Genomic DNA, 10,030 nt, shown 5'->3' on the forward strand with positions numbered 1-10,030 from the left:
TTTGCTGGTACGGGAGCCCGCCGGCTGGCGCCTCCTCGGCGGCGGTGGCGGCAGCTCTGGCGGTCCATGGTCGACAGACGAGTTCGACCGGGCGCGGGGCGGGTTGCCAGCCGGCGGCTACGAGCTGACCGGCGGGTCGTCGGTCGTGCGCGACAAAGGCAGCTGGCTACCGTTCGGCTCGCGGTGGATCCGCTCGTCGATGCTGCTGGTCGGCCCGTCGGTGGCGGAGGCGGTCATCGCCGGTCGCCACCGCCCGGTCCCGTACCACGGCCGCCTGGTGGTGGTGTGGTCGTCGCGCCGGCCACCGCTGGTGTCGTTGCGCGACGAAGTGGGGCGCGAGCTCTCGACGGTCGAACCCGGTGACGGTCACCGCCGGCGGTGTTCCTGAGGCTTGGTGTGCACGAGGATGACCACGGTCGCGAGGAACGCCATCAGCACGGCGACCAAGCAGGGACAGAAAACCAACCACCCGATCCCCTCCACACGCCGCAGCCTAGACGCGAGCCCGCGGTGATAAGCAGCTTCGAGGGCGACGGCAACCGTCGACCGGTCATCCAGGTTGACGATCGAAGGTTGACACTCGGGCTCGACTCCGCCGGGACATGGATCGTCTGGAGTCCCACCCAACCCGTTCAACCAGCGGAGGACCGGCTGCTCTGGCTGTTGCCGCTGCTGGAGAGGCCGCCGGACGAGGTGATCGCAGCTCTTGCCGAAGCGGGAGCCGACGAGTCCCTCATCCCCGCACTGTTGCGGTGCGCCCTTGAATCCTGGAGCGGTTACTGGGCGGGGCTGGCTCTCGGATGGCTCGAGACCGGCTACCCCGCGACCGATCTGACCGCCTCGCTCGCGACCCTCAAAGACTCCCCAACCCAGCCGCAGTCGGTCCGGCACCGCGCGCTTCGATTGTGGACCAGAAACGTGGCGAGGCGCAGAACGCCTCCGAGATCGTCTCGCTGACGTACTTAGTGCGCGGAAGGGACCGGCTGTGGCCCAAGCCCATCGAGGCCCTCGCCGCCTACCTTGGCCGCGCCGATGCCGGCTTCACCCGCGGGTCAGCCGGAGGGCTGGCCGCTGACGGGTTGGTGGGCGCTCGGCCGCTGGACCGACGACGGCCGGCGGGCCTCGTCGTACAAGTCCTCCAGCATTCCGGTTTGTGTGCGGATGTCGAAATGCGTCTCCACGTGCGCGCGGGCCGCGGCACCAAGGCGCGCCTGCAACACCTCGTCGCCCAGCAGCGTCTCCAGGTGACCGGCGAGCGCGGACCGGTCGCCCTCCGCGGACAGCAACCCCGTCTCACCGTGCAGCACCGCCTCCGGGATGCCGCTGTGGCGCGTCGCCGCCGTGGGCAGACCCGCGGCCCCGGCCTCCAGGATCGTCGTCGGCAAGCCCTCGCAGTCGCCGTCCGGGGCTGTGCGGGACGGGGCCGCCAGGATCCGCGACTCCGCCAGGTAGGTGCGGACCGCCTCCGGCGGTTGGGCACCCACGAACGTCGCGTCCAGGCCGAGGGCCGCCGCGCGGGCGCGGACCGGTTCCCACAGCGGCCCGTCGCCCACGAACAGCAGCCGGGGGCGCCCCGAGAGCAGGCCCGCCGCCTCCACCAGGTCGTCGACGCCCTTCTTCGCCACGAAGCGCCCGATGAACAACACGTCCCACCGCTTCGGCAGGTCCACTGCCGGCGAGACGGGGACGCCCGTGTGGTGCACCCGCACCTTGCTAGGGTCCGCGCCCAACGCGATCGCGCGGTCGCGGATGAAGTGCGACACCGCGATCACCAAGGACGCGCGGTCGAAGGCCTGGCGCAGGTGGCGCCGGTGGCGGACACCGCGGGCGCCGGGAACGAGAGCCTGGCGGGTCACGTCCTGGCCGTGCAGGGTGATCACCAGCGGGACGCCGAGGCGGCGGGCGGCGGCGCTGATCAGCCAGCCGTTGTCGCCGAAGTGGGCGTGCACCAGGTCCGGGGACAGACCCGCCAGGGCCGCTTCCAGGCGGGGCGAGCGGCCTGTGAGCTTCAGGCCGGCAAAAGACAAACGGTCGGCTTCGAAGGCGATCACGTCCGTGTCGCGGGCGACCGGCGACGCGACCTTGACCGCTCCGAGGAAGCGCGGCCGCCAGCGGGTCAGGGCGTCGGCCTGATGACGGACAAACGTCTCGGAACCGGGCAGCAGGTGGCTGCGCCAGATGACCACCGAGGGATGTGGCATGCGCCGAACCTACTCGGCACGTCGGGCGGCGCTTGGTGAGCGCCGGGTTAACGGGTGATGGCAATCCGGTGCGGCGGTCGTCATCGGCGGGCGGCGGGGCGCGCTGCCGTACACTCGCCCGCACCGGCAGGCCTGAAACTCGGGAGAATCGTTCATGCAGCGACCGCAGCGGGTGGTCATGCTCGTCGACAACGCGGTCGAGGGTGACTCCCGGGTCCAGAAGGCCGCCCGGTCCGCCGCCGACGCCGGCTGGGACGTCACCCTGCTCGGGTGCGCCCGGGCCGAGGAGGAGAAGACCTGGCGGCTCGGTGACGCCGAGGTGCGCGTGCTCCCCATGGGTGGCCACGCGCCCGCCGCCGGCCTGCGCGGGCGGCTCGTCAGCCGCGGCGGGTTGCCCCTGCGCGCCGCGCGGCTCGCCCGCCGGCCCGTCGAGCACGCCCAGGTCGCGTTCTGGCGCGCGACGCAGGGCGACCGCGCCTGGCGCAAGCTCGAACCCGGGCTCTGGGGGTACGAGCGCCTCTTCGGCCCGGTCATCGACGCGCTCCAGCCCGACCTCATCCACGCACACGACTTCCGCATGCTCGGCGTCGCCGCCCGGGCGAAGGAGCGGTCGACAAAGCCCGTCAAGCTCGTCTGGGACGCGCACGAGTGGCTGCCCGGCGCCAAGCCGCGGCGCGACAACGTCCGCTGGCTGCCGGCGCACCTGGCCTACGTCAACGAGTACGTGGGCAAAGCCGACGCCGTCGTCACCGTCTCGGACACCCTGGCCGAGCTTCTCCAACGCGACCACGGCCTCGCCGAACTCCCGACCGTGCTGCTCAACGCGCCGGTGGCGGCAACCGAGACCACGACCCAGGAAGACCTGCGCGAGCGCTGCGGCGTCGACGCCGACACCCCGCTGCTGGTCTACAGCGGCGCGCTGGCCGTCCAACGCGGCCTGGACACCGTCGTCGACGCCCTCCCCCGCCTTCCCGGCGTACACCTGGCTCTGGTCGTCGGCGACCTGACCGCGCCCTACCTGCTCCAGCTCCTCGCGCGGGCAGACCGCCTAGGGGTGGCTGACCGCGTACACGCCGTACCATATGTCCCGCATCGGCAGTTGGTCCCGTTCCTCAGCGGCGCCGACCTGGGGCTCATCCCCCTGCACCACTGGCCCAACCACGAGATCGCGCTGATCACCAAGTTCTTCGAGTACTCGCACGCCCGCCTGCCGATCGTGGTCAGCGACGTGAAGACCATGGCGCGGACCGTCCGGGAGACCGGCCAGGGCGAGGTGTTCCGGGCCAAGGACGTAGCCGACCTGGTGCGCGCCGTCAACGCCGTGCTGGCCGACCCCGGGCGCTACCGCGCGGCCTACGACGGGCCGGACTCGCCGCTGACCGACTGGACCTGGGAGGCGCAGGCGCGGCACCTCGACGCGCTCTACCGCGAGCTGCTGGCCAACGAACCGGCGGAGACCCGGTGACCGACGTCAGCGTCGTGGTGGCCGTCTACAACACCATGCCGTACCTGACCGAGTGCCTGGACTCGTTGGTCGCGCAGACGATCGGCCTCGACCGGCTCCAGGTCGTCGCGGTCGACGACGGCTCGACCGACGCGAGCGGTGCCGAGCTCGACCGGTACGCCGCCCGCCATCCCGGCGCGTTCACCGTCATCCACCAGGCCAACTCGGGCGGACCCGCCCGACCGTTCAACCGGGGCCTGGACGCGGCCACCGGCCGGTACGTGTTCTTCCTCGGCGCCGACGACCACCTCGGCCCGGACGCACTGCGCCGGCTCGTCGAGGCCGCCGACCGGTGGGAGTCCGATGTGGTGCTCGGCCGCGTCGTCGGGGTCAACAGCCGCCACATCTATCAGGACATCTTCGCGAGTACGCGGGCCGACGTCGACCTGTTCGACTCGCCGCTGCCGCGCTCGCTGGCCAACACGAAGCTGTTCCGGCGTGAGCTGCTGGAGAAGCACGCGATCCGCTACCGCGAGGACCTGCCCATCGGCAGCGACCTGCCGTTCACGCTGGCGGCCTGCTACCACGCGCGGCGCATCTCGGTGCTGGCCGACTACGACTACTACTTCGCGGTGCGCCGGCACCAGGCCACCAACATCACCTACCTCAGCCGCCACGCCGACCGGCTGCGGACGGTCGAGAAGACGACGGCGTACGTGGCCGAGCTGATCCCGGCCGGCCCCCGGCGCGACGCCGTGCTCGCCCGGCGCTTCGACCACGAGATCGCCAAGCTGCTCGAGGACGACCTGCTGCTGCTGGACCGGGATACCCAGGAGCTGATCCACGCGGGCGTCGGGCAGCTGGTCCTGACCCATCTCACCGAGCCGATCGCCGCGGAGCTCAACGCCGAGACGCGGATCCGGCTGGCGCTGACCCGCGACGGCTCGCTCGACGACCTGCTCGCGGTGATCCGGCAGGACGCCGAGGTCGGCGTGCCGCCCACCGTCGTCGAGGGCGACCGGTCGTACGCGGCCTATCCGGGTTTCCGCTCCCCCGGCGGCCCGCCCGACGCGTGCTTCGAGGTGACCGGGGTGCCGGACTGGTCCGCGAAGCTCGACGCGACCGCGCTGGCCTGGGAGAACGACGAGCGCGGCGAGCGGGTGCTGACCGTGACCGCGCGCAGCCCGCACGCCGGCGCCGCCGCGGTCAGCGCCGAGGAGGTCCCGGGCGACGTCACGAGGATCGACGGCACGACGCTGCGGGTCCGGTTCCGCGTCGCCGACCTGCTCGCCAACACGCCGGCGACCGGGCGGCGGCGGGCGGTTTCCGCCCAACCTGGCGCTTTCGACCCGGCAAAGGCGGTCGGCGCGGCCACGGCAACCGGTGCGGCCGGGGCGGCGGTCGTGCGGGCTCCGGCGGTGCGTACCGCCAAGCCGCTGGCGCGCCGCCACGGCACCGGGGTCTACGTGATCACGCCGGTCCGCGACGCCTCCGGCCGCCTGATGATCTCGGTGGTCCCGCTCACGGTCAAACGCGTGGCGGCCCAACTCCGCCGGGCCCTGCGCCGCTAGGGCCGCCCCTCAGCGCAGATGCGACGTGTCGTTGACCGTCCGCACCGCGACCCCACCGTCCGGCCACCGGTCCACGGTGGACACACCGGCCGGATCGAGATAGAGCCGGTGCAGGAACCCGGGCCCACCCGCCAACGCGTCCTGCAGGATCAGCTTGATCGGCGAGACGTGGGAGACGACGACCACGGCACTCGAGGGGTACGCGGCCAGCAAGGCGGACGTGGCCCGCCGCGCCCGGGTGGCGACGGCCGTGAACGACTCCCCACCCGGCGGCGCGACCGACGGATCGGCGAGCCAGGCGTCCAACTCGACCGCCCACCGCGCCCGCACCTCCGCGAACGTCAACCCTTCCCACTCGCCGAAGTCGCACTCGACCAGGTCGTCGTCGACGCGGATCGGCACACCGCTGCCCAACTCAGAGGCGATCGCCTCCGCGGTGGACCGGCAGCGCGCCAACGGCGAGGTGACCACCGCGACGGCATCCGGCGCCCGGGCAGCGACGAGCACACCCGCAGCCGTGGCCTGCGCCTCACCCACCGTCGACAGCGGGACGTCGCCCCGCCCCGAATAACGACCCTGCGAGGTGAACGCCGTCTCGCCGTGGCGCACCAGCAGCATCCGGGTGGCGGCCTCCGACGGGCGCGGCTCCCACGACCTCGGCGCCGACGCCGCGGCCGGCTCGGCGGTGGCGACCGGCGCGATCCCGGCCGCCGCGTCCATCGCCGCGTTGGCGAGCGCGTCCGCGTGGGTGTTGCGGTCCCGGGGCATCCACGCGAACGTCACCCGCTCGAACCGCGCGACCAGCGAGGCCGCCTCGGCCGCCAGGGGGCGCAGGCCGGCGTTCTTGATCTGCCACCGGCCCGACATCTGCTCGACCACGAGCTTCGAGTCCATCCGGACGTCGACCTCGCTCGCACCCAGGTCGACCGCGGCCTGCAGGCCGGCGATCAGGCCCCGGTACTCGGCGACGTTGTTGGTCGTGATCCCCAACGCCTCGGACCGCTCGACCAGCACGTCACCCGAGGCGGACCGGACCACCGCGCCGTAGCCGGCCGGCCCGGGATTGCCGCGCGCACCGCCGTCGGCCTCGACGACCACGCGACCCGGCGCACTCACAGGCCGGACTCCGCCGTACGCACCATGATCCGTCGGCATTCCTCACACCGGACGACCTCGTCGGGGGCCGACGCCTTGATCCGGGCGCGGTCGGCACCGGACAGCTCGAGCCGGCAACCGCCACAGCGCCCCGCGGTCAGCAGGGCAGCGCCCAGGCCACCCGACGACGAACGGATCTTGTCGTACAACCCGAGAAGATCGGCCGGGATGTCGGCCGCGACCGGCCCGCGGGCGGCGATCCGCGACTGCTCGTCGGCGTCGATCTCGGCCAGCAGCTCGTCGCGGCGCACCTCGGTGTCGCCCCGGCGGCCGCGGGCACCGTCCAGCCGGCCGGTCACCTCGTCGAGGCTGCCCTGAGCGGTCTCGCGCTGCTCCATCAGCTCGAGCTCGCTGTCCTCGAGCTCCGACTGCCGGCGGGTGAGCGAGACCACCTCGTGCTGGAGGGCCTCCAGCTCGCGGGCCGGCCCGGTGCCCATGGTGAGCCGGGCCTCGTCGCGGTCCTTGCGGGCGCGCACCTGGTCGACGTCCTTCTCCACCCGGGCGATGTCCCGGTCGAGATCGTCGACCGCGACCTGGGCGCGGACCCGCTCGTCCTCGAGCGCGGACAGCTCCCGGGCCAGGGCCTCGAGCGCGGCGTTCTCCGGCAGGGTCCGGCGACGATGCGCGATCTGGGCCAGCGCGGTGTCGATCGCCTGGAGATCGAGCAGCCGGCGCTGCGCCTGTGGTTCGGCCTTCACGGGAGCGGCTCCTTCGGCGGGGTGTCTTTGGGCGGGGGGAAAGCGGTGGACGCGGCGTGCAGCGTCCAGGGGTCGGTATCGAGGTCGGAGACCAGCACGTCCACCTCAAGCGTGGCACGCAGGTAGGCCGCCAGGTCGTCGAGCCACGGACGCTCGGTCGCCCAGTGTGCCGCGTCCAGCAGCGCGGGGCCACCTCCGGCGACGGCCTCGCTGGCGGGATGGTGGCGCAGGTCGGCGGTGAGGTACGCGTCGACCCCGGCAGCCGCGGCCGCCGCCAGGAACGAGTCGCCGGCGCCGCCGCAGACGGCCACCGTCTCGATCACCCGGTCGGGGTCACCGGCGGCCCGGACACCCCACGCGGTCCGCGGCAGCACGGACGCCGCCTGCGCGGTCAGCGCCGACAGCGGCCGGGCCACGGGCAGCCGCCCGATCCGCCCGGCACCCCGCGCGGGATCGGCCCCGGGCACAAGGGGCCGCAGATCGACCAGCCCGAGCCGGGCGGCCAGCGCGTCGGAAACACCGGGATCAGCCACGTCGGCGTTGGTGTGCGCGGTGAACAGCGCCGCGTCATTCTTGATCAGATCGTGGACGATCCGTCCTTTGTAGCTGGTCGTAGCGACCGACGAGACCCCACGCATCAACAGCGGATGGTGGGCGACGATCAGATCGGCACCCGCACCCACCGCCTCGGCGACGGTCTCGGGCACACAGTCAACGACGCACAACACGCGCCGGACGGACGCACCCGGATCACCCACAACCAGCCCGACGCGGTCCCACTCTTCCGCCCACTCAGGCGGATAACGGTCATCAAGGGCCGCGACGGCCGCCGCCACAGTCGTGCTCATCGGCGCAGAGCTTACCTTCGCGACACCGCCGAGACCCCCACGCGGTAGCCGGGCGCCGCACAAGATTCAACCCGTCACACGATCCAGGACTCGGGCCCGCCGTGGGCACGACCGTCGCTCCCGCCAGCCACCGCTCCGCTGCCAGGTCCGCGCCGGGTCACCGCCAGAACGGACACCGCAAAGCGGCAACGCCTTCCGCAGCGCCGCCCCCGACACCAGCCCACCAGCTCGTCGAGGCGCTCGGCTCCAGATCTTGCCAATCGACTGCCGCCCCAGCCGCAACCGATTGCCAAGGTCCGCCGCGCGGGGTGGCCCGAGTCCGCCGTGCGGGACGGGCCTGAGTCCGCGACCGCCCTCGGCGTCGGCCGACGAGGTGGCAGAGGCGCTCGGCATCAGATCTTGGTAGTTGGATGCTGCCCGAGCAGCAACCGACGACCGAGATCCACCGCACCCAGAACCGCCTGGGCGCGCGGCGAAGGATGGCGCGTGTCCGCGACGCCCCCTCGGCGTGCGCCGACCAGCCCGTCGAGGCACTCGGCGCCAGATCGTGGTAGTTCGTTGCTGCTCCAGGGGTCTGTCAAGAAAACGGTGTAACCCAAGCTGTTGAGGACTACTTGCGGGCTGCGGCGAGTCGGCCTTCGAAGGCGATCTCGAAGGCGTTCAATGCGGGTTTCCAGCGCGTCGTCCAGCGTTTGCGGCCCTGCCCGGTGGGGTCGAGGCTCATGATCGCGAGGTAGACACATTTGAGCGCGGCGGCTTCGTTGGGGAAGTGGCCGCGGGCGCGGACGGCCCGGCGGATTCGGGCGTTCACGCTCTCGATCGCGTTCGTGGAGCAGACCACGGTGCGGATCTCGGCGTCGAAAGCGAGGAAGGGTACGAACTCGGCCCAGGCGTTGGTCCAGAGCCGGATGATCGCCGGATACTTGCTGCCCCAGACCTCGGCGAACTCGTCGAAGCGGGCTTGAGCAGCAGCCTCGGTGGGTGCGGTGTAGACCGGCCGAAGCGCTTTGGCGATGGCGTCCCAGTGCTGCCGGCCGGCATACCGGAACGAGGCCCGCAGAAGGTGGATCACGCATGTCTGAACGACCGCGAGGGGCCAGACCTGGCCGATGGCGTCGGGCAGGCCTTTCAACCCGTCGCAGACGACCATGCAGGCGTCCTCGACACCGCGGTTGCGCAGCTCGGTCAACACTTGCAGCCAGAACTTCGCGCCCTCGCCGCCGTCACCTGCCCACAGTCCCAGGATGTCGCGGGTCCCGTCGACGGTGACCGCGAGAGCGACGTAGATGGGCCGGTTCGCGACTTTCCCGTCGCGGATCTTCACGTGGACGGCGTCGAGGAAGATCACCGGATAGACCGCGTCGAGGGGCCGGTTCTGCCACTCGAGCATTCCCTCGACGACCTTGTCGGTGATCGTCGAGATCGTCTGCCGCGATACGTCCGCGCCATAAACCTCGGCCAGATGCGCGGCGATCTCACCGGTCGTCAATCCCTTAGCCGACAACGAGATCACCATGTCCTAGACCCCGGAGAGCCGCCGCTGCCGTTTGCGGACGATCTGCGGCTCGAAGCTGCCGTCACGATCGCGTGGAACGGCCAGCTCGACCGGGCCGACCTCGGTCAGCACCGTCTTGGCGCGGGCCCCGTTGCGCGAATTCCCGCCGTTGTTGCCGGCCGGGTCGCCCTTGTCATAGCCGAGGTGGTCGGTGATCTCGCCGTCCAGAGCGGCTTCGACCACCCGCTTGGTCAACTGCTGGAGCAGACCGCCCTCGCCAGTCAACTGCAGGCCCGCTGCGCGGGCCTGCTCGACCAGGCGACCAACCAGCTCCGCGTCCACACCACCGGCCGGCGTTGCCGCCGGAACTCTCCTCTTCGCCACCGCGGAAGTATCCGTGGCGGTCGTCGTCGTGTCAGGCATCAGGTGCTGCTCCTTGATCAGGAGTTACACCGTTGTTCTTACAGACCCTGCTCCAGCAGCAACCGATTCCCAAGATCCGCCGCGCGAGGTGGCCCTGTCCCCTCGGCCTGTGGCCTGGGTCCGCGACGCCCCCGGGCATCTGCCGACCGGGGGCGTCGAGGTCACCCGCGCCAGATGTGGTAGTTGGTTGCGCTG

The 10,030-nt window shown here is 71.9% G+C and carries 7 protein-coding genes and 1 pseudogene; 3 read left to right on the forward strand and 5 right to left on the reverse strand.

Annotated elements, in window-relative coordinates; genetic code table 11:
• On the forward strand, positions 1-388 hold a 388-nt coding region (locus tag Air01nite_RS39535; protein WP_203708551.1), incomplete at its 5' end, for a hypothetical protein.
• A 664-nt stretch (positions 389-1,052) separates the two neighbouring features.
• Here the strand turns inward: Air01nite_RS39535 and Air01nite_RS39540 are convergent.
• Positions 1,053-2,201 (reverse strand): glycosyltransferase, encoded by a 1,149-nt coding sequence (locus tag Air01nite_RS39540; RefSeq protein ID WP_203708552.1) that lies wholly within the window; start codon positions 2,199-2,201, stop codon positions 1,053-1,055.
• 178 nt (positions 2,202-2,379) lie between these two features.
• On the opposite strand from Air01nite_RS39540, the gene Air01nite_RS39545 reads away from it, so the two are divergent.
• Entirely contained in the window at positions 2,380-3,666 is a 1,287-nt protein-coding gene (locus Air01nite_RS39545; RefSeq protein ID WP_203708556.1) for a glycosyltransferase, read from the forward strand.
• 35 nt (positions 3,667-3,701) lie between these two features.
• Complete coding sequence (locus tag Air01nite_RS39550) at positions 3,702-5,216, forward strand: glycosyltransferase family 2 protein (RefSeq protein WP_203708557.1); 1,515 nt, start codon at positions 3,702-3,704, stop codon at positions 5,214-5,216.
• Between the two features lie 9 nt (positions 5,217-5,225).
• Here the strand turns inward: Air01nite_RS39550 and Air01nite_RS39555 are convergent, their stop codons facing one another.
• The 4 genes and pseudogenes from Air01nite_RS39555 to Air01nite_RS39570 all read right to left on the reverse strand — a co-directional run bounded on the left by Air01nite_RS39555 (position 5,226) and on the right by Air01nite_RS39570 (position 9,835).
• Entirely contained in the window at positions 5,226-6,332 is a 1,107-nt protein-coding gene (locus Air01nite_RS39555; RefSeq protein WP_239091278.1) for a bifunctional RNase H/acid phosphatase, read from the reverse strand.
• Positions 6,329-7,069 (reverse strand): zinc ribbon domain-containing protein, encoded by a 741-nt coding sequence (locus Air01nite_RS39560; protein WP_203708554.1) that lies wholly within the window; start codon positions 7,067-7,069, stop codon positions 6,329-6,331. The genes Air01nite_RS39555 and Air01nite_RS39560 overlap by 4 nt, the downstream gene beginning before the upstream one ends.
• Complete coding sequence (locus Air01nite_RS39565; RefSeq protein WP_203708555.1) at positions 7,066-7,917, reverse strand: Nif3-like dinuclear metal center hexameric protein; 852 nt, start codon at positions 7,915-7,917, stop codon at positions 7,066-7,068. Before Air01nite_RS39565 ends, Air01nite_RS39560 begins: the two co-directional genes overlap by 4 nt.
• Before the next feature lie 610 nt (positions 7,918-8,527).
• A pseudogene (locus tag Air01nite_RS39570) lies at positions 8,528-9,835 on the reverse strand (IS256 family transposase).
• Between the last annotated feature and the right edge of the window lie 195 nt (positions 9,836-10,030).

It is taken from the genome of Asanoa iriomotensis (genome assembly GCF_016862515.1).
GTDB lineage: Bacteria > Actinomycetota > Actinomycetes > Mycobacteriales > Micromonosporaceae > Asanoa > Asanoa iriomotensis.